Raw genomic sequence first — 18,235 nt, 5'->3', positions numbered from 1 at the left:
CACCCCACGCTACTGCGGCACCGCCACCCGACGATCAGCCGCGACGGCGCTGGTGCTCGCGGTCGTCGATGTCGCCGAGCGCGTCGGCGACCGTCGCGCCCGCTTCGATCCAGGCGTTCCGGGTGGCCGGCTGCAGCTGCGTCCATCCGATCGGGCCGCCGTGCGCGAGCTCGGGGTCGTAGGGGATCTCGACGACCGCCCGCGTGCGCGCCGAGAAGTGCTGGCGCAGCTCGTCGCGCACCTGCTTGTCCGAGGTCGGGTCGGCGGCGGTGAGCACGGTGACCGCGTTGCGTGCCATGTCCTCGCGTCCGGTCTGCGCCAGGTGGTCGAGCACCCAGGACGCGCTGAACCCGACGTCGCGCTGGTAGGTCGACACCACGACCACCAGGTCGGCGGCGGACACGGCCGCCTGCCAGTTGGGCGAGCGCACGTTGTTGCCGGTGTCGACGACGATCAACCGGTAGAACCGCTGCAGCACCGTGTGCAGCCGCTGGAACTCCCGGTCGCCGATCTGCGCCATGTTGCCGGGGTCGTCGTCGCTGACGAGGGCGTCGAAGTGGGCGTCGGGCTGCGACCGCACGAAGTAGGCGAGGTCGCCCACCCGGGCCTCGGCGCGCTCGAAGTCGTCGAGCTTGCCGAGCAGGTCCCACACGGTCGCGCGGTGGTTGTCGGGGTTGCGCACGCGCACCGACAGGGTGCCGCGCGTCTCGTTGTCGTCCCAGCCCACCACGTAGCCGCCGCGGTTGGCGCCGAACGCGGCCGCGAGGCACACCGTCGTCGGCGTCTTGCCGGCGCCGCCCTTCGGCTGCACCACGACGACGGTCATCGGACGGGAGAACGCCCGCTGGATGCGCATGATCGCGTTGCGCGCCGCGAGTTCCTCGGGCGCCGCCTTGGGCTTGATGACGCCGCCGGACATGCGGTGCATGCGGCCCCGCCACCCCCACGACGCCGGCTCGGTGCTGACGTCGGCCTTGGTGGGGACGAGGAGGTCCTCGGGGCGCGGGGCGACCGGTGCCGCGGGCGGTGCTGCCGGTTGGTGCGCCCCGTACGCCGACACCGGCGGCGGGCCGGCCTGTGCCGGCACCTCGGCACGGCGGACGGTGTCGTCCGCCGGTGCGTCCGGGGCCTCCGGACGGTCCCGGTGCTGGTGGCTGCCGCTGTACTCCGCCGGCGCAGGCGCCGCCTCGGCGTACCCCGGGCCGGTGTCGGTGGGTTCGGTGAACGTCGGCGCCTGCGGGTAGCCGGTCGAGGTCGTGGGCACCGACGACGGCGTGCCGGTGGCCGGTTGCTCGCCCACCGGCGGCGACCACGGCGCGGACTCGCCGCCGTGCGCGGACGGCTGCCCCCACTGCTGGTGGTCGTGGGCCCGGTCGGGCGTGCCGGTGCCGCCGTACCCGGCCTGCGGGTACGGCGGGTTCGGGTACGACGGTGTGGTCGCGGTCGAGTACTGCTCGGTCGAGTACTGCTCGTTCGGGTACTGCCCGGTCGAGTACTGCTCGTTCGGATACTGCTCGGTCGAGTACTGCTCGGTCGGGTACTGGTCGTTCGACCGCTGCGCGGGGTCGTGTTGCTGCGAGCCGAAGTGCGAGCCCCCGTACTGCGAGCCCCCGTAACCCACGTCCTGCGAGGCGCCGTACTGCTGCGAGGCGACGTGCTGGGGGCCGGAGTACTGCTGCTCGGTGTACTGCGGCTGCTCGGTGTACTGCGGCTGCTCGATGTACTGCGGCTGCTGGGTGTACGGCGGAGTCGACTGCTGCGGCGTGCCGTAGTCGACGGTGCCGCCGGGCGTGCCGTACTCGGTCGTGCCGTGGGCCTGTCCGCCGTAGTCGTGCGCCACCGGTCCGGGCGTGCCGTACCCGGTGGACGCCCAGCCCTCGTCGGAGCTCACGTGACCCGTCTCGTACCCGCCCTCGGGGCGGTGCGGCTCGGCGTACCCCGGGGGGGCGGACGGCGGCTGCTCGTCGCGGACGGGCGAGGCCGGGTCGCGGGCATCCGCGTACCCGGGCGGGGCCACGGCACTGTCGTCGACACCGCCCTCGTCGGCAGCGTCCTCGCGCCCCTCCCCCGCCAGTGCGTCGGGCGGCAGGGTGTCGTAGACCGGCGGTTGCGAGCGATCGTCGTCGCCGGTGTCGTCGGACGCCCGCTGCGGGTCCGGCGTGCGGCCACCCGGCGCGGACCCGTCCGGGCCGGCGTCGCCGTCGTCGCGGCCGAAGATCAGGTGATCGTCCGGGTTCGGGTCGGTGCTCAAGAACAGGTCTCCTGACGGTCTGCGGCAGGGGCAGCGGGATCGTGGGCCTCCGGCACGGCGGCCACAGCCGATCTTGCCCTACCAGTGCACCCCACGCAGGATGTGCGCGAACGCGACGCTCTCGGTCGACGGCTGCTCGTCCTTCTTCCTGTCGCCGCGGGCGGCGTGGGAGTCGGGGAACAGCTTGTAGCCGGCGTTGAGCACGACGTCGACGCCCCGGGGCGCGACCTGGTAGGCGAGCTCACCGGCGTTGCCGAGCGTGGTGCCGACCTTCTTCGGCTTGCGGATCATCGCCTTGCAGATCATGTCCGCGGCCTCGGGCGGCGTCATCGTCGGGAACCGGTCGTACATCTTGGTGGGCGCGATCATCGGGGTGCGCACCAGCGGCATGTGGATGGTCGTGAGGTGCACGCCGTCGTCGATCACCTCGGACGCGATGCAGCGGCTGAACGCGTCCAGCGCCGCCTTCGAGGCCACGTAGGCCGAGAAGCGCGGGATGTTGGCCTGCACGCCGATCGAGCTGATGTTGATGATGTGGCCGCCCTTGCGCCCGTCCGGCGAGGTCTGCCGCATGATCGGCAGCAGCGACAGGATGAGCCGCACCGGTCCGAAGTAGTTCAGCTGCATCGTCCGCTCGAAGTCGTGCATGCGGTCGTAGCTCAGCGCGATCGAGCGACGGATCGAGCGTCCGGCGTTGTTGACGAGGATGTCGACGCGGCCGTGCTCCTGCAGCACCTCCTTGGCCATGCGCTCGATGTCGCTGAGGTCGGCCAGGTCACAGCGATGCACGAACGCCTCGCCGCCCATGTCCTCGATCTCGAGCTTGGTCTGCTCGAGCTTCTCGGCGCCGCGGGCGACGAGCAGCACCTTGCCGCCGGCCGCGCCCACACGCAGCGCGGTGGCCCGGCCGATGCCGGACGAGGCGCCGGTGATCATGACCGTCTTGCCCTTGATGGCGCGGGCGAGCTGCTTGTCCTTGCGGCGGTCGGGGCTGTAGGTGCGCTCCCAGTACTCCCAGAGGTTGGCCGCGTAGAGCGAGAAGGGCGGGCACGCGATGTCGGAGCCTGCGAGCAGGTCACGGGTGTACGTCGAGTCGAAGTGCGTCGGGTACGTGAGGTACTGGAACGACTCGCGCGGGATGCCGAGCTCGGCCAGCAGCAGGTCGGTGAGCTGCCGGGCACCCGGCAACCGCGTGAGCCCGGACGTCAGCCGCGCGGGCAGCATGTCGAGCGCGCGGGCGTCGAGGTTGACCCCCGGCTGCGGGGCCTTGGCCGCCTTGGTCAACGCCTTGAGCAGACCACCGACGGTCAGCGGTTCCGGGTCGGTGAGGTGGAAAGTCCTACCGTCGAGGTCGGGCAGGTGCGCCAGGTGGTCCATGGCCTTGACCACGTAGTCGACGGGCACGATGTTGATCTCGCCGCCCTCGATGCCGATGCCCCGCATCCACGACGGGTACACGCCCCGCAACCGCTGGATCGTCCTGAAGAAGAAGTACGGACCGTCGACCTTGTCGATCTCGCCGGTCTCGGAGTGGCCGACGACGACACCCGGACGGTAGATGCGCCACGGCACCGTCTTCTCCCGGCGCACGAGCCGCTCGGCCTCGTGCTTGCTCGCGTAGTACGGGTTGTGGTCGACGTCCTGGGCCTCGTCGAACATGTCCTCGGTGAACACACCGCGGTAGAGGCCCGCGACGGCGATCGAGCTGGTCATGTGGAAGTGCTGCGCGCCCACGGCCTCGGCGAACTGCAGGGCGTGCCGCGTGCCCTCGACGTTGCTCTGGCGCTGGCTGTCGGCGTCCGCGGTGATGTCGTAGACGGCGGCCAGGTGGAAGACGTGCTCGACCTGCCCGGCCAGCCGCTCGAGCTCGTCGGCCGGTACCCCGAGCCGCTCGTGCGTGACGTCGCCGACGACCGGCACGATGCGGTCCTCGTCGTCGCCGAGCCGCTCCTTGAGATCGTCCAACTTCTGCAGCGACCCGGCCCGCACGAGGCAGTGGATCGGCCCCTCGCGGTGATCCAGGAGCTCGGCGACCAGGAAGCGTCCGATGAAGCCGGTGGCACCGGTGACGAAGTAGGCCATGGCGGCATCCTCGTCCACCGGCCGCCGTTCGTCCAAGCAGGCCGGACAGGCCGGTCAGCCGATGCGGACGTCCGGCAGGAACGCACCGACCGCGAGGCCGGCGATGAACAGCCAGCCGAAGGCGCGGTTGTGCACGAGGCAGACGCGGTGGTACCAGAGCGGCCAGCCGACGTACCCGGCCGGCGGCTCGGCCGGCGCCGGGTGCGACATCACGCGCAGCGCCCGGGCGGCGCGGGGCGCCGCGAGCAGCACGAGCAGCGTGAACGGGGTCAGCGACCCGGTGAGGATCGCGATCACGGTGACGGCGTACATCGCCGCGACGGACACCTGGTTGAACGCCCGGGCGACGGTGTCGCCGAGGATGAGCGGCAGCGTCCGCTGGTGCTGGGTGTCGTCGAACTCGCGCTGGTCGATGTGCTTGCCCACGAGGATGGACATGACCCCGAGGCCGGGGGGCACCGACGCGGCGAACGCGGCGCCCGACCACTGACCGGTGATCACGTAGTAGCCCCCGCCGATCATGAGCGGACCCCACACGACGAACGCCGCGACCTCGCCGAGCCCGAGTTCCTTCAGCGCGCGCGGGGCGGCGTCGTAGGCGTAGAGCAGCACGGCACCGGCGACGGTCAGCCAGACCGCCGGCCAGCCCCGCAGGGCCACGAAGTAGACCGCGACGGCGGCCGACACCACGGCCAGCACGACCAGTCCGGTGCCCAGCAGCCGCGGCGTGACGGCGCCGCTCGCGATCGGGTGCAGCGTGTAGCGGCGCCGCGGCGAGTCCTCGGTGTCGTGGCCGCGGCGGTAGCCGAAGAAGTCGTTCGACAGGTTGCTGACCGCGTGCAACACCACGTAGGCGACGAACAACAGCACGAACGGCAGCACCGTGTCGGTGCCGAAGCGGCGGTCGCCGGCGGCGAGCAGGCCGGCCATGACCGCCGACTGCGCCGAGATGACGAGGATGACGCTGCGGGCGGCGTAGAGGAACCGGGTGACCGGGTCGAGGTGGGCGAACTCCTGCGCCTGCGCCGGGTAGAAGCCGGTGAACGCACCCACCCAGGCGAACGGCCCTCGCCTGTCGGCCGGTGCGGATCCCTTCGGGGGCGCGGAAGTGCTCATGTTTCGAGGGTACGACCGCTCAGACGTCCCGCACGGTGGGATCGAGCACGATCTCGCTGCGCAGCGAGTTGGCGATGAAGCACTCGTCGTGCCCCTGGTGCAGCGCGCGCACCACGGCCTCGTGGTCGGTACCGCGGGCGACCGTGACCACGGGCCGCAGCACGATGCGGGTGATCGACATCGGTTCGCGGGTCACGGGCATGACCGCCTCGGCGGTGTCGGTGTAGTCGCGCACGTCGATGTCGTGGCGGGCGGCCACGGCGAGGAACGCGAGCAGCTGGCACGAACTCGCCGCGGCCAGCAGCAACTGCTCGGGGTTGACGAGGGACGGGTCGCCCCGGAACGCCGCGTCGGCGGTCGCGCGCAGCTCGAGCCCGGCCTCGGGCACCCGCACGGTGTGGTCGCGTCCGTACTCGCGATAGCCGGCCGCGGTGCTGCCCGCCCAGGTCAGCTCGGTGACGAAGCGGTGCTCGCGACGGCTGCTGCGGTCGTCGGCCATGGACCCACCCTAAGGTCGGCTCCGTGAACCCCACCGCTCTGCTGGACGTGATCGCCGACGCCGACGCCACCGTCGTGATCGACCCGCCCGGCGAGGGCGTGGGTTTCTGGGCCGGTGGGCCGTCCGCGGTCTGGCAGGACGGCAGCTTCCACCTCGCCTACCGGTTGCGCCGGCCGGTCACCGAGGGCCGCGGCTACGCCAACGTGATCGCCCGCAGCGACGACGGCGAGCGCTTCGAGACCGTTGCGACCGTCACCGCCGAGCAGTTCGCGTGCGCCTCGCTCGAGCGGCCCGCGCTCGTACCCCTGGACACCGGCTGGCGGCTCTACGTCTCGTGCTCGACCGAGAGTTCCAAGCACTGGTGGGTCGAGGCCATCGAGGCCGACACCCTCGAGGGCCTGCCCGACGGCCGCCGCACCGTGGTGCTGCCCGGCGACGACGCCACCGCGTGGAAGGACGTCGTCGTCCGCCGCGCCGGAGCCGGCTGGCAGATGTGGGCGTGCCGTCACCCGCTCGACGGCGGCGACGACGAGGCCGACCGCATGACGTCCGTCCACCTCACGAGCGACGACGGTCTGGCCTGGACCGAACGCGCGACCGCGCTGCGGCCGACGGAGGGCTCGTGGGACGCCCGCGGCACCCGCATCACGTCGGTCGTGCGCAGCGGCGCCGAGTGGGTCGCGTTCTACGACGGGCGTGCCTCGGCAGCCGAGAACTGGTTCGAGCGCACGGGCGTCGCGGTGGGCGACGGCCCGGACGCGTTCACCGCCGTCGCGGGCCCGACCCCGTCCGGACGGACGGTGCGTTACGTGTCGTTGGCCGAGACGCCGTTGGGCACGCGGTTCTACTGGGAGGCGTCCCGGTCGGACGGCGCCAACGACCTGCGCACCGCGTACGTGCCGCGGCCGGAGTCGCCCAGCCAGTCCTGAAAGTCGGCATCGAGCAGCCGTTCGAGCAGCCGGACGTCGTCGGCGAAACGTCCGACGAGCTCGCGGCGCACGGTGACGTCCAACGTCGGGCGGGACGGGCTGCCGCGGTGCAGCGCCGCGATCAGCGGCCGCGAGGCCTGGCGCCAGAGCCGCGGGTGCACGTACGACCCCAGCGCGGCGCCGCCGCGGACGGCCAGGCGCAGGCCACTGTTGACCACGCCGTCGGCCGCCCACCGCGAGACGTTCGAGCCGGGGACGGAGGCCACCACCCCCGGCTCGACGCGGAGAAACGTGCACAGCCTGTCGAGCGTCGCCACGGGCGCGTCGACGAGCTCCTTGTAGCGCACGACCGCCACCTGCTCGCGCGGGAAGTGTGCGAACAGGTGCTGCAGCTGTTCCCCGTACCTCCCCAACCCCTGATAGCGCCAGAACGGCGCCCACCCCTGCGCGGCCCGCTGCTCCTCCAGGTCGCACGCGCGCAGGAAGTCGGCCTCCGGTTCGAGCCCGTCGGCCCGTAAGTGCGTCCAGTTGCTGTACGCGCGGTCGACCGGGTCACGGATGACGGCGATCAGCCTGGCGTCCGGGACGGTCTGCCTCAGGCGAAGGTGGGCGGCCGGATCCCAGAGGTAGAACGGCGTGCTCTCCCCCGTGAGCGTCCCCGCCGGCGCCCCCTCGAACAGCCTCTCGTAGCGGTCGCGGCGCCAGACCCACTCCCGGGCGCTGTGCGCGTCGCCGGGACCGCGCTGGTGCTCGCGGCGGGGCCGACGTCCGCCCGTCAGGAAGAACTTCGGCTCCTTCGGGTCGGACAGGTGCAGCTGCGGGTGCTGCACCAGCGCCGCGTGCAGCGCGGTCGACCCCGCCTTGGGGGCACCGATCAGCAGGAAGTCCGGCAGTGCCATGATGCCTACTTTACCCACCGGCCGAGTAGGCAATGCACGGTCAGGACGGCACGCGGTCCAGGAAGCCCAGCACCTGCTCGATGCGGCCGTCCGCGGCGGTGACGACGACGTCGAACCCGAGCACGAGCGGCTCGGCGCCGGCGGGACCGAGGCCCCATCCGAAGCGCACCTGGTCGTGGTGGGCGTCGGCGTCGCCGTGCGGGGTGAACACCATGCCGGCGAACTGCCGCTGCACCGCCCCGATCGTGGCGTCGAGCTGGTCGAGGCCTTCGGCGACGGCCAGCGGGTCGACGTAGGTGGCGTCGGGGGTGAAGAGAGCCGCCATGCGTTCCCGGCGGGCGGACGGGTCCGTCTCGTTCCAGCAGGCGAGGTAGTCGTCGACGAGGGTGGTGGTGGAGGTGGTCATCGGTTTTCTCCTTCGAGTCGGTCGGACGATCCGACCCTCTCCCGGCGACGTGCGGCGGGTCGATTCCCTCCGAGGTCATCGCCGCGGTGCCGGGTGCGTCGCTAGCGTCGCGGCCATGACGACGTCCACGCGGCCGGTCGGCGAGCTGCTGCGGCACTGGCGCGAGCGGCGGCGGTTGAGCCAGCTGGAGCTCTCGTCGCGCGCGGAGGTCTCGACGCGGCACCTCAGCTTCGTCGAGACCGGCCGCTCGCGTCCGACGCCGCAGATGATCCTGCGGCTCAGCGACCATCTCGAGGTACCGCTGCGCGAGCGCAACGAGCTACTGCTGGCGGGCGGGTACGCGCCCGCGTATCCGCAGCACCGGCTGGACGCCCCCGAGCTGGCGCGCGTTCGCGACGCACTGCGACTCGTGCTGACGGGACACGAGCCGTACCCCGCCCTGGTGATCAACCGGTGGTGGGAGCTGCAGGACGCGAACACGACCGTGCCGCTGCTGACGGCCGGCTGCGCGCCGCACCTGCTCGAGCCGCCGGTCAACGTGCTGCGCCTGAGCCTGCACCCGGACGGCATGGCGCCACGCATCGTGAACCTCGCGCAGTGGCGGGCGCGGTTGCTGACGCAGGTGCGGCACCGTGCGGCCGCGACGGGGGACGACCGTCTCGTCGCGCTGCACCGCGAGCTGGTCGCCTACCCGGGCGGGTCCGACCCGTCGCCCGTCGACGACGTCGTGGTGCCGCTGCGCCTGCGCGGCGACGACGGCGAGCTGGCGTTCTTCTCCGTCGCCGCCGCGGTCGAAACGGCCGCGGACGTCACCGTCGAGGAGCTCGTGATCGAGTCCTTCTACCCGGCGGACGCCGCCACCGCGGACCGGTTGCGGGCGCCTGCCGGCGGGTAGCGTGGCAGGCGTGACCCGGTCAACGGTGCGTCCGGCCTGACCACCGCCGGCACCCGCGAGCGCATCGCCGCGGGCTCCCCCGAACTGCGCCGGCTCAACGTCGCCATGCTCGCGGCGGGCATGTCGGCGCTCGCCATGCTCTACGCCACCCAGGCCCTGCTGCCCGACGTGGGTGCGGCGTTCGGGGTCGGCGCCACCGCCGCCAGCCTGACCGTCGCGGTGAGCACGGGCGCGCTCGCGCTGACGGTGCTGCCGATGTCGGCGCTGGCCGAGCGGTGGGGCCGCACACGGGTCATGGTCGCGGGGCTCGCGGTGGCGTCGGCCAGCGTGCTGGGCGCCGCGGCGGCACCCTCCTTCGGCCTGCTGCTCGCGTTCCGCGCAGTCGACGGCGTCGCGCTCGCGACCGTGGTCGCCGTCGCGATGGGCCACATCAGCACCGAGGTCGCGCCCGGCGCGGCGACGGCGGCGATCGGCGTGTACGTCTCCGGCACGACTGTCGGAGGCCTGGTCGGCCGGCTCGTGCCCGCCGGAGTGAGCGAGTTCGCATCGTGGCGCTGGTCGATGGCGGCGCTGGCCGGCGTGGGCGCGGCGGGCACCGTGCTGTTCGCCAGGGTCGTGCCACCACCGCGCTTCCCGGCGCCGCGGGCCGAGCGCGGTGTCGTTCGCGCACATCTGCGCGATCGCGGCATCGTCCGGTTGTGCGTGGTCGCGTTGCTGCTCATGGGCGGCTTCGTGGCCACGTACAACTACCTGACGTACCGGCTCTCCGCGGCGCCGTTCCGGCTCTCGCCGTCGGTCGTCGGGCTGGTGTTCCTCGCCTATCTCGCGGGGACCGTGACCTCGACGCTCGCGGCACGACTGGCGCAACGCGTCGGCCGGCGCCGCGTGGTCGTGGGATCGATCCTGCTGGCGCTGTGCGGTCTCGCGGTCACCTTGGTCGACGTGCTGCCGTTGATCCTGGCCGGCGTCGTGGTGTTCACGGCGGGCTACTTCGCAGCCCACTCGGTGGCCAGCGGCTGGACGTCGTCCCGCGCCGCCGGGCACAAGTCGCAGGCGGCGGCGCTCTACCTGCTGAGCTACTACCTGGGGTCCGGCATCGGCGGCACCGTCATCGGTCTGGCGTGGGCGGACGGCGGCTGGCCGGCCACCGTCGCCGCGGTGGCCGGCTGCTACGTGCTCGCCGCTGTCGTCGCCCTGGGCGTGCGGCCTACTTCTTGTGCTGACGCCGGAAGCGCATGAGCGAGGCGACGAGCGCGCCGACCACGGCGGCGATGAGGATCGCCAGGTAGACGGGCACCTTGACCTCGGGTCCGGCGATGAACCGGATCGGCACCGTGCGGGTGTTCTCGACGACGAACACGACGATGAGCACGAGCAGGATGCCTGCGAGCACCTGCCCGACCGAGACGTTGCGCTTCGTGGTCGCCGGCGTGCTGGACGGGGCGGCGGTGGGCTGCTGCGGAGCTGTCATGCCCATTGTTTACCCAGTAAACGCAGCTACAGCACCACGAGGTCGTCGCGGTGCACCAGCTCACGTCGGTACTCCGCCGGCAGGTCGTGGGTGCGATGGCCGAGCAGCGGCGGCAGGTCCGCCGCGTCGTAGCCGACCAGGCCGCGGGCGACCGCCACGCCGTCCGGGCCGACGAGGTCGACGGGCTCGCCGGAGTAGAACTCGCCGGACACCGCAGTGACACCGGCGGGCAGCAACGACATGCGGCGCCGGACGATCGCGTTCACCGCGCCGGCGTCGAGTTCGAGCCGGCCGCGTGCCGTCGTGGCGTGGCGCAGCCAGAACAACCGCGACGCGCTGCGCTCTCCCGCGGCGTGGAAGACGGTGCCCGCCCGTCCGGCGAGCACCTCGGTGATCTGCGCGGCCGAACCGAGCAGCACGGGGATGCCCTCGCTGGTCGCGATGGCAGCGGCGTCGAGCTTCGTGACCATGCCGCCGGACCCGACGTGACTGCCCGAGCGGCTGACGTCGATGCCGTCGAGGTCGGACATTGCCCGCACCTCGGGGATGAACTCCGAACCGTCCCGGCCGGGCTTGCCGGTGTAGAGGCCGTCGACGTCGCTGAGGAGCACGAGCGCGTCCGCATGCACCACGTGCGCGACGAGCGCGGCGAGCCGGTCGTTGTCGCCGAAGCGGATCTCGTGGGTGGCGACGGTGTCGTTCTCGTTGACGATCGGCAGCACGTCGAGGCCGAGCAGCTTCTCGAGCGTCTGCTCGGCGTTGCGGTAGTGCCCGCGGCGGTGCAGATCGTCGGCGGTCAACAGCACCTGTCCGACGGTGCGGCCGTGCTGCGCGAACGCCGCCGCGTACCGCTCGGCGAGCAGCAGCTGGCCGACGCTGGCGGCCGCCTGCTGCGTCGCGAGATCGCGCGGCCGGGCGGCGAGCCCCAACGGGGCGATGCCGGCGGCGATGGCGCCGGAGGACACCAGCACGACCTGGCGGTCGTCGGACAGTCGGGCGGCGACCGCGTCGACGACCGTCTGCAGCCGGTGCGGGTCGAGCCGGCCCTGCGCGGTCAGGGACGACGACCCGACCTTGACCACCGTTCGGCGGGCACCGGCGACGGCCTCGCGGGTCACGGCGATTCCTGCCAGCTGACGCCGTCGCGGCGGGCCTTCTTCGCGGCGAGCCGCTCGTTGGCACGCACCCGCTTGTTCGACGACAACCGCTCGTCCTCGCCGCGGCGTCCGGGTACGAAGTCGTCCGACGCCTCGGTCTCGACCCAGTCCTCCTCGTCGACGCCGGCGGTCGGTTCGAAGTCGAAACTGACGTCGCCGATCGTGACGGACGCGCCGCGCTGGGCTCCCAGTTCGGTGAGCTTCTTCTCCACCCCGAGCCGGGCCAGCCGGTCGGCGAGGTAGCCGACGGCCTCGTCGTTGTCGAACATCGTCTGCTTGACCCAGCGCTCGGGCTTGGCGCCGCGCACGACGAAGCCGCCCGGCTCGTCGGGGTCGGGCGTGACGGTGAAGTCCTGCTCGTTCACCGCGCGCGGGGTGAGCACGATGCGCGCCGGAGTGGTGACGATGCGCTCGGCGCGGTCGGCGGCGACGGCCTCGGCGAGGGCGAACGTGAGTTGACGCAGACCCGCGTGCGAGACGGCGGAGATCTCGAACACCCGCAGGCCGCGCGCCTCGAGATCGGGACGGACGAGCTCGGCGAGCTCCTGCGCCTCGGGCACGTCGACCTTGTTCAACGCGACGAGACGCGGCTTGGCGAGCAGCTCGCCGAACGTGCCCTCGTACTGCGCGAGCTCGGCCTCGAGCGCGTCGAGGTCGCTGAGCGGGTCGCGGCCGGGTTCGAGGGTGGCGCAGTCGAGCACGTGCAACAGCACCGCGCACCGCTCGACGTGGCGCAGGAAGTCGAGGCCGAGACCCTTGCCCGCCGCCGCGCCCGGGATGAGTCCGGGCACGTCGGCGACGGTGAACGTGTGCTCGCCGGCGGCGACCACACCGAGGTTGGGCACCAGCGTCGTGAACGGGTAGTCGGCGATCTTGGGCCGCGCCGCCGACAGCGCCGCCACCAGCGACGACTTGCCCGCGCTGGGGAAACCGACCAGACCGACGTCGGCGACGCTCTTCAGTTCGAGGACGATGTCGCGCGCCTCGCCCGGCTCGCCGAGCAGCGCGAACCCGGGCGCCTTGCGCCGGGTCGAGGCGAGCGCGGCGTTGCCGAGACCACCGCGACCGCCGTGCGCCACGACGAAGCGGTCACCCGGCTGCGCGAGGTCGGCGAGCACCTCGCCGGGACCGTCCTCGACGTCGTAGGCGAGCACGACGGTGCCCTCGGGGACGCGCAGCTCGAGGTGTTTGCCCTGGCCGCCGTTGCGGTGGTCACCGGCGGCCTGGCCGCCGTTGCCGGCGCGGCGGTGCGGGTGGTGGTGGAAGTCGAGCAGCGTGTGAACGTTCTGGTCGACGACGAGGACGACGTCGCCGCCGTTGCCGCCGTTGCCGCCGTCGGGGCCGCCCAGCGGCTTGAACTTCTCGCGGTGGATCGACGCGACGCCGTGGGCGCCGTCGCCGGCGGCGACGTGGAGGATCACGCGGTCGAGGAACTTGGCCATCGGTGGCCCTTCATGATTAAGCGCGTCGGGGCGGCACCGGTTGCCCGGTACCGCCCCGACGTGGAGCTGTGGTCGGCCGGGTCCTAGACCGCGGCCGGGACGATGTTGACCGTCTTGCGGCCACGCGACGTACCGAACTGCACCGCGCCCGGCTGGAGCGCGAACAGGGTGTCGTCCTTGCCGCGGCCCACGTTGGCGCCGGGGTGGAACTTGGTGCCGCGCTGCCGGACGATGATCTCGCCGGTCTTCACGACCTGGCCACCGAAACGCTTGACCCCGAGGTACTGCGGGTTCGAGTCGCGGCCGTTGCGCGAGCTGGACGCGCCCTTCTTGTGTGCCATGGCGGTGTCTCCCCTACTCGCGGACTACTTGGCGCTGACGCCGGTGATGCGCAGCGAGGTCAGCTGCTGACGGTGACCCTGCCGCTTGTGGTAGCCGGTCTTGTTCTTGAACTTGTGGATCTTGATCTTCGGGCCCTTGTGCTGGTCGACCACCTCGGCGGTGATGGTGGCCTTCGCCAGCTTCTCGGCCTCGTGGGTGATGCTGCCGCCGTCGACGAGCAGGATCGCGGCGAGCGCGACCTCGGCGCCCGGCGCCGCGTCGAGCTTCTCGACCTCGATCACATCGCCCTCGGCGACCTTGTACTGCTTGCCGCCGGTCTTGACGATGGCGTACATCGGGAAAGCACCTCACTTGGTCGACCGCGTCATCCGAGCGGTCTCGACAGTCAAGAGGCCCACCACGTGATGGGCCGTTGTTCAGATTACGGCACGGGCCTGTCCGGGGGCAAAACGCCCCCGGGCAGCGCCGCTCACTACGACTCCGTGGCCACCGGCGCGGGCGGTCCGGCGGGGCGGCTCGCCGCCCGGCGCCGGCGCCGGACGGGGGTGGTGCCGTTCGCCGGGGCGCCCGCCCCGGAGGGCTGCGGCTGTCCCAGCTCGGACGCCGCGGTGCTCTGCACCGCGGCCCGGGTGGGGTCGTCGGGTTCCGTGCGGACGTCGGCCCCGCCCTGCGGCGGCGCCGCCTGCGCGGGCTGCGCGGGCTGCTCGGACTGCTCGGACTGCTCGGACTGCTCGGACTGCTCGGGCTGCTCGGACTGCTCCGCGGGCGCGGGCGGCTCGGTGGACGCGGGCGGCTGCTCGGTGCGTTCGACGACGCCCTGCGAGTCGACCCGCATCACGGCCTGCACCAGCCCGGACGCGAGCTCGGCCACCTCGGCCCCCGCGGCGTCGTCGCGGCCCTGGTCGCCGTCCTCGTCGGTGCCGCCCTCGGCGGCGCGGTGGATGGCCGCGATCGCGGCGGCCGCCGCCTTGCGCTGCTCGTCGTTCGCGGGCGGCGCCTCCTCCTCGGCCTCGGAGGCCGCAGCGGACCCGGAGCCGTTGTTGTTGCGCCCGCGCCGACGCTTGCCCCGTCCGCCGCGCTCGTCGTCGCCGGCGTTGCTCCCCCCACCGTTGGCACCGTTGCCGTTGCCACCGTTGCTGCCCGACCCGTTCGACCCGTGGTCGACCGGGTCGGTGTGGACGATGACACCCCGGCCGTGGCAGTGCTCGCACGGCTCGCTGAAGGCCTCGAGCAGGCCCTCGCCGACGCGCTTGCGGGTCATCTGCACCAGGCCGAGCGAGGTGACCTCGGCGACCTGGTGCTTGGTGCGGTCGCGGCCGAGGCACTCGGTGAGTCGCCGCAGCACGAGGTCACGGTTGGATTCCAGGACCATGTCGATGAAGTCGATGACCACGATGCCGCCGACGTCACGCAGCCGCAGCTGCCGGACGATCTCCTCGGCCGCCTCGAGGTTGTTGCGGGTGACGGTCTGCTCGAGGTTGCCGCCGGAGCCGACGAACTTGCCGGTGTTGACGTCGACGACCGTCATCGCCTCGGTGCGGTCGATGACGAGCGAGCCGCCGGAGGGCAACCACACCTTGCGGTCGAGGGCCTTCATCAGCTGCTCGTCCACCCGCAGGTCGCGGAACAGGTCGGTCTCGGCGGTGTGCCGGGACACCCGCTCCGCGAGATCGGGGGCGACGCCCTGCACGTACTCCGAGACGGTCGCCCACGCGTCGTCGCCCTCGACGACGAGCTTCTTGAAGTCCTCGTTGAAGACGTCGCGGACGACGCGGATGGCGAGGTCGGGTTCGCCGTGCATGAGCACGGGCGCGTTCTTCTTCTGCTCGGCCTTGCTCTGGATCGTCTCCCACTGCGCCTGCAACCGTTCGACGTCGCGAGTGAGGTCCTCCTCGCTCGCGCCTTCGGCGGCGGTACGGACGATGACGCCGGCGTCGTCGGGGACGATCTTCTTCAGGATGGCCTTGAGGCGGTGCCGCTCCGTGTCGGGCAGGCGCCGGCTGATGCCGGTCATGCCGCCACCGGGCACGTAGACCAGGAACCGTCCGGGCAGCGAGATCTGGCTGGTGAGCCGCGCGCCCTTGTGACCGATCGGGTCCTTGGTGACCTGGACGAGGACGCTGTCGCCGGACTTCAGCGCCTGCTCGATCGCTCGCGACTTGCCCTCGAGACCGGCGGCGTCCCAGTTGACCTCGCCGGCGTAGAGCACGCCGTTGCGGCCCTTGCCGATGTCGACGAACGCGGCCTCCATCGACGGGAGCACGTTCTGCACCCGGCCGAGGTAGACGTTGCCGACGTAGGACGTGGCGCTGGCCCGCGTGACGTAGTGCTCGACGAGCACGTCGTCCTCGAGGACGGCGATCTGGGTGCGGTCGCCCCGCTGCCGGACGGCCATCACGCGGTCGACGGCCTCGCGGCGGGCGAGGAACTCGGCCTCGGACAGGATGGGCGCCCGCTTGCGGTTGGTGTCGCGGCCGTCGCGGCGCCGCTGCCGCTTGGCCTCGAGCCGGGTCGAACCCTTGACGCCCTTGACGCCGTCGTCGTCGGCGTCGCGCCCGTCCTTCTTCTTGGTGTCGCGGACGTGGGTGACGGTGTTCGGCGGGTCGTCGTTGCCGGACGCGTCCCCGGCGTCGTCGTTCGAGCCCGACCGGCGCCGGCGACGGCGCCGGCGGCTGCCGCTGCCGCCCTCGGAGTTGTCGGCACCCTCGGCACCCTCGGCGGCGTCGGAACCCTCGGGCGCGTCGGAGCCCTCGGAACCGTCCGTCCCCTCGGCCTGCTCGGCCGTGGCCGAGGACGGATCGTCCCCATCGGTGCCGGAGCCGTCGTCGGTGGCGTCGGCGTTGTCGCGGGACTCGGCGTTCTGGTTGCCGCCCCGCCCCCGGCGGCCGCGGCGACGCCGGCGGCGGGCCCCGCTGGCCTGCTCGGCCGCGGTCTCACGGACGTCGTCGGGATCGCTCGCGTCGGAGTCACCGTCGGAGGCGGCGGCCGCCGGGTCGGAAGAAGTCGAGTCGGAGGTGTCGGTGGGTGCGCCCGCCACGACGGACGCGGTGGCGTCGGTCAGGGTGTCGGACCCGGCTGCGGCCGGGTCGGTCGCCTTCACGGTCTTGCGGGCCCGCTTGCGGGCGGGCTTGGCCGGCGCGGCGTCGTCCGCCTCGACCGTCGGCGGCATGAACAGCACGCCGGGGGCGGCCATGGCGGGTGCCTCGGCGGCAGTCGCGCCGGCCTCGTCGGTGGCGGACGCGCCGGTGGACGCGCCGGTGGCGGACGCGTCGGTGGCGGTCTCGTCGGCGGACGGGGCCGCGGCGAGGGCGGCCTTGCGGCTGCGCTTGCGGGCGGCCTTCTTGGCGGGCGCGGGCGCCTCGGCGGACACGTCCGCCGGGGGTTCCGCGGCGGACTCGGCGGCGGCGGCCGGCTCGGGCGTCGCGCTCTCGGTGACGGCGGACGGTTCCGGTGACGGCTCGGGGGACGGGGTACCGGCCCCGCCGGTGTGCTCGCGGAGCCGGTCGGCGTCCTGCGGCTCGACGGACGATGACGCCGTCTTGACGGTGACGCCGAGTTCGGCGAGGGCCGAGATGGCCTGCTTGCTGGTGAGTCCGAGCTCCTTGGCGAGCGCGGAGAGTCTCATCTTGCCGGGCAACTGAATGCTCCTATCGGCCTCCGGGCGCGCCCGTCAGGACGCGGCCGCGCAGAGGCGGTTGTGGCGCGGGAACCGTGAGGTGCCGCGCGAAGTCTGCGGTGGTGCGGATGACCGGATCACGAGCCGCTGATCGGCGGGTGCGCCGCGGACCGGGTTCGGTCGGCGGCGAGCGGATCGCCGATCGTGCCGTCGTCGTCGAGCGGGCCCTGCGCCTCCCGGACCGCGATCGCGGGACCGGAGAGGGCGAGTCCGGCGACGTCGCGCAGCGCGAGCACGAGATCGTCGGGCCGCACGGTGGGGGTGACCTGCCGGACGACCATCGTCAGTATCGCATGCGGTGTGCCGGTCGCCACGTCGGCACGCGCGGACGGGTCGTCAGCGCCGTCGGCGGGCGTCTCCTCGGACACGTCCGCACGCAGCACCGGCCCGCGCACGTCGACCGTCCGCCGGCCGCTCTTCGTCATCCGCTCGATGCCCACCTCGTCGCGGCCGAGGAAGGTCGCGAGGGCGGTGCGTGCGGTGTCGGTGTCGACGCCGGGCAGGGCGATGCGCCAGCGCGAGACCTCCATCCGGTCGGCGAGCGATCCCGCGCCCTGCGCGGGGACCTCGACCACCTCGACGATGTCGAGGCCGGGCGGCAACGCGGCGTCGAGGGACGCCCGCAGCGTCTCGGGCTCGACCTCGCGGGCTAGGCCGATCTCGACGTACTCGGCCTCGCTCGCCACCCCGGTCGGCGACGCGCCGACCCAGCTGATGCGCGGGTGGGGCGAGAACCCGGCCGAGTAGGCCATCGGCACCTGCGCCCGGCGCAGCGCCCGCTCGAATGCGCGCGCGAAGTCGCGGTGCGAGGTGAACCGCAGCCGTCCGCGCTTGGCGTAACGCAGCCGCAGCCGCTGGACCACCGGGGGTGGTGGCGGTCCTTCGGGGGTTCGGCGGGCCATGGCCCGAGTCTGCCGCACGGCCGCACGGCCTCCTGCGAACCGCCCCGAACTCCCCCTTGACCACGACGGATTTCGCAGCCGACACTGCCGATGACGACGCGAATCGTGGCGTCCCGTCCGTACGACAGACGATCAGGAGAGGGCAGCACCAGGAACCAGGCTCGCGCC

General features: G+C 72.8%; 16 protein-coding genes. 3 read left to right on the top strand and 13 right to left on the bottom strand.

The window, feature by feature from the left end; genetic code table 11:
- Window positions 1-34 precede the first annotated feature (34 nt).
- The 4 genes from ACYVP9_RS01800 to ACYVP9_RS01785 all read right to left on the bottom strand — a co-directional run bounded on the left by ACYVP9_RS01800 (window position 35) and on the right by ACYVP9_RS01785 (window position 5,948).
- Window positions 35-2,251: a MinD/ParA family ATP-binding protein gene (locus tag ACYVP9_RS01800; protein ID WP_460602970.1), complete on the bottom strand. Its 2,217-nt coding sequence runs from the start codon at window positions 2,249-2,251 to the stop codon at window positions 35-37.
- 78 nt (window positions 2,252-2,329) lie between these two features.
- Window positions 2,330-4,333 carry an SDR family oxidoreductase gene (locus ACYVP9_RS01795; RefSeq protein WP_460604268.1) on the bottom strand — a complete coding sequence of 668 codons (2,004 nt, stop codon included), beginning with the start codon at window positions 4,331-4,333 and terminating at the stop codon, window positions 2,330-2,332.
- A gap of 54 nt (window positions 4,334-4,387) precedes the next feature.
- Window positions 4,388-5,449: a prenyltransferase gene (locus ACYVP9_RS01790; protein WP_460602969.1), complete on the bottom strand. Its 1,062-nt coding sequence runs from the start codon at window positions 5,447-5,449 to the stop codon at window positions 4,388-4,390.
- 19 nt (window positions 5,450-5,468) lie between these two features.
- Window positions 5,469-5,948, bottom strand: a complete 480-nt coding sequence (locus ACYVP9_RS01785; protein ID WP_460602968.1) for an OsmC family protein — start codon at window positions 5,946-5,948, stop codon at window positions 5,469-5,471.
- Between the two features lie 23 nt (window positions 5,949-5,971).
- Between ACYVP9_RS01785 and ACYVP9_RS01780 the strand changes: the two genes are divergently transcribed.
- On the top strand, window positions 5,972-6,877 hold the full coding sequence (locus ACYVP9_RS01780) for a glycoside hydrolase family protein (RefSeq protein WP_460602967.1): 906 nt from the start codon (window positions 5,972-5,974) through the stop codon (window positions 6,875-6,877).
- Here the strand turns inward: ACYVP9_RS01780 and ACYVP9_RS01775 are convergent.
- The gene (locus ACYVP9_RS01775; RefSeq protein WP_460602966.1) at window positions 6,793-7,776 is read right to left on the bottom strand and encodes a sulfotransferase family protein; all 984 of its coding nucleotides are present in this window, start codon (window positions 7,774-7,776) and stop codon (window positions 6,793-6,795) included. The two genes, ACYVP9_RS01780 and ACYVP9_RS01775, sit on opposite strands and share 85 nt — an antisense overlap.
- Window positions 7,777-7,816: 40 nt before the next feature.
- Window positions 7,817-8,182: a nuclear transport factor 2 family protein gene (locus ACYVP9_RS01770; protein WP_460602965.1), complete on the bottom strand. Its 366-nt coding sequence runs from the start codon at window positions 8,180-8,182 to the stop codon at window positions 7,817-7,819.
- A gap of 115 nt (window positions 8,183-8,297) precedes the next feature.
- On the opposite strand from ACYVP9_RS01770, the gene ACYVP9_RS01765 reads away from it, so the two are divergent.
- A complete protein-coding gene (locus ACYVP9_RS01765) occupies window positions 8,298-9,077 on the top strand; it encodes a helix-turn-helix domain-containing protein (RefSeq protein ID WP_460602964.1) in 780 nt (259 codons plus the stop codon).
- Window positions 9,078-9,182: 105 nt separating this feature from the next.
- Window positions 9,183-10,316 carry an MFS transporter gene (locus tag ACYVP9_RS01760; RefSeq protein WP_460602963.1) on the top strand — a complete coding sequence of 378 codons (1,134 nt, stop codon included), beginning with the start codon at window positions 9,183-9,185 and terminating at the stop codon, window positions 10,314-10,316.
- On the opposite strand, the gene ACYVP9_RS01755 is transcribed toward ACYVP9_RS01760, so the two are convergent.
- From ACYVP9_RS01755 to ACYVP9_RS01725, 7 genes are all read right to left on the bottom strand, one after another.
- A complete protein-coding gene (locus ACYVP9_RS01755) occupies window positions 10,285-10,548 on the bottom strand; it encodes a LapA family protein (protein ID WP_460602962.1) in 264 nt (87 codons plus the stop codon). The genes ACYVP9_RS01760 and ACYVP9_RS01755 overlap by 32 nt on opposite strands.
- Window positions 10,549-10,574: 26 nt before the next feature.
- Window positions 10,575-11,672: a glutamate 5-kinase gene (proB, locus tag ACYVP9_RS01750; protein WP_460604267.1), complete on the bottom strand. Its 1,098-nt coding sequence runs from the start codon at window positions 11,670-11,672 to the stop codon at window positions 10,575-10,577.
- Window positions 11,663-13,147 carry a GTPase Obg gene (obgE, locus tag ACYVP9_RS01745; RefSeq protein ID WP_460602961.1) on the bottom strand — a complete coding sequence of 495 codons (1,485 nt, stop codon included), beginning with the start codon at window positions 13,145-13,147 and terminating at the stop codon, window positions 11,663-11,665. Before obgE ends, proB begins: the two co-directional genes overlap by 10 nt.
- An 83-nt stretch (window positions 13,148-13,230) precedes the next feature.
- Window positions 13,231-13,488, bottom strand: coding sequence for a bL27 family ribosomal protein (gene rpmA / locus ACYVP9_RS01740; protein ID WP_460602960.1), 258 nt, complete (start codon window positions 13,486-13,488; stop codon window positions 13,231-13,233).
- Between the two features lie 24 nt (window positions 13,489-13,512).
- Window positions 13,513-13,824, bottom strand: a complete 312-nt coding sequence (gene rplU, locus ACYVP9_RS01735; RefSeq protein WP_460602959.1) for a large ribosomal subunit protein bL21 — start codon at window positions 13,822-13,824, stop codon at window positions 13,513-13,515.
- A 137-nt stretch (window positions 13,825-13,961) separates the two neighbouring features.
- Window positions 13,962-17,114, bottom strand: coding sequence for a translation initiation factor IF-2 N-terminal domain-containing protein (locus ACYVP9_RS01730; protein ID WP_460602958.1), 3,153 nt, complete (start codon window positions 17,112-17,114; stop codon window positions 13,962-13,964).
- Between the two features lie 128 nt (window positions 17,115-17,242).
- Window positions 17,243-18,067, bottom strand: coding sequence for a TIGR03936 family radical SAM-associated protein (locus ACYVP9_RS01725; RefSeq protein WP_460602957.1), 825 nt, complete (start codon window positions 18,065-18,067; stop codon window positions 17,243-17,245).
- Window positions 18,068-18,235 lie beyond the last annotated feature (168 nt).

It is taken from the genome of Jatrophihabitans fulvus, assembly GCF_054781375.1.
This window is presented reverse-complemented; position numbering and strand designations above follow the sequence as displayed.

What these genes read in the sequence shown, in the direction of transcription:
- ACYVP9_RS01795 (WP_460604268.1), bottom strand. Translation starts at nt 4,333, where the DNA reads ATGGCCTACTTCGTCACCGGTGCCACCGGCTTCATCGGACGCTTCCTG.
- ACYVP9_RS01790 (WP_460602969.1), bottom strand. Translation starts at nt 5,449, where the DNA reads ATGAGCACTTCCGCGCCCCCGAAGGGATCCGCACCGGCCGACAGGCGA.
- ACYVP9_RS01785 (WP_460602968.1), bottom strand. Translation starts at nt 5,948, where the DNA reads ATGGCCGACGACCGCAGCAGCCGTCGCGAGCACCGCTTCGTCACCGAG.
- ACYVP9_RS01775 (WP_460602966.1), bottom strand. Translation starts at nt 7,776, where the DNA reads ATGGCACTGCCGGACTTCCTGCTGATCGGTGCCCCCAAGGCGGGGTCG.
- ACYVP9_RS01770 (WP_460602965.1), bottom strand. Translation starts at nt 8,182, where the DNA reads ATGACCACCTCCACCACCACCCTCGTCGACGACTACCTCGCCTGCTGG.
- ACYVP9_RS01765 (WP_460602964.1), top strand. Translation starts at nt 8,298, where the DNA reads ATGACGACGTCCACGCGGCCGGTCGGCGAGCTGCTGCGGCACTGGCGC.
- ACYVP9_RS01760 (WP_460602963.1), top strand. Translation starts at nt 9,183, where the DNA reads ATGCTCGCGGCGGGCATGTCGGCGCTCGCCATGCTCTACGCCACCCAG.
- ACYVP9_RS01755 (WP_460602962.1), bottom strand. Translation starts at nt 10,548, where the DNA reads ATGACAGCTCCGCAGCAGCCCACCGCCGCCCCGTCCAGCACGCCGGCG.
- obgE (WP_460602961.1), bottom strand. Translation starts at nt 13,147, where the DNA reads ATGGCCAAGTTCCTCGACCGCGTGATCCTCCACGTCGCCGCCGGCGAC.
- rpmA (WP_460602960.1), bottom strand. Translation starts at nt 13,488, where the DNA reads ATGGCACACAAGAAGGGCGCGTCCAGCTCGCGCAACGGCCGCGACTCG.
- rplU (WP_460602959.1), bottom strand. Translation starts at nt 13,824, where the DNA reads ATGTACGCCATCGTCAAGACCGGCGGCAAGCAGTACAAGGTCGCCGAG.
- ACYVP9_RS01730 (WP_460602958.1), bottom strand. Translation starts at nt 17,114, where the DNA reads ATGAGACTCTCCGCGCTCGCCAAGGAGCTCGGACTCACCAGCAAGCAG.
- ACYVP9_RS01725 (WP_460602957.1), bottom strand. Translation starts at nt 18,067, where the DNA reads ATGGCCCGCCGAACCCCCGAAGGACCGCCACCACCCCCGGTGGTCCAG.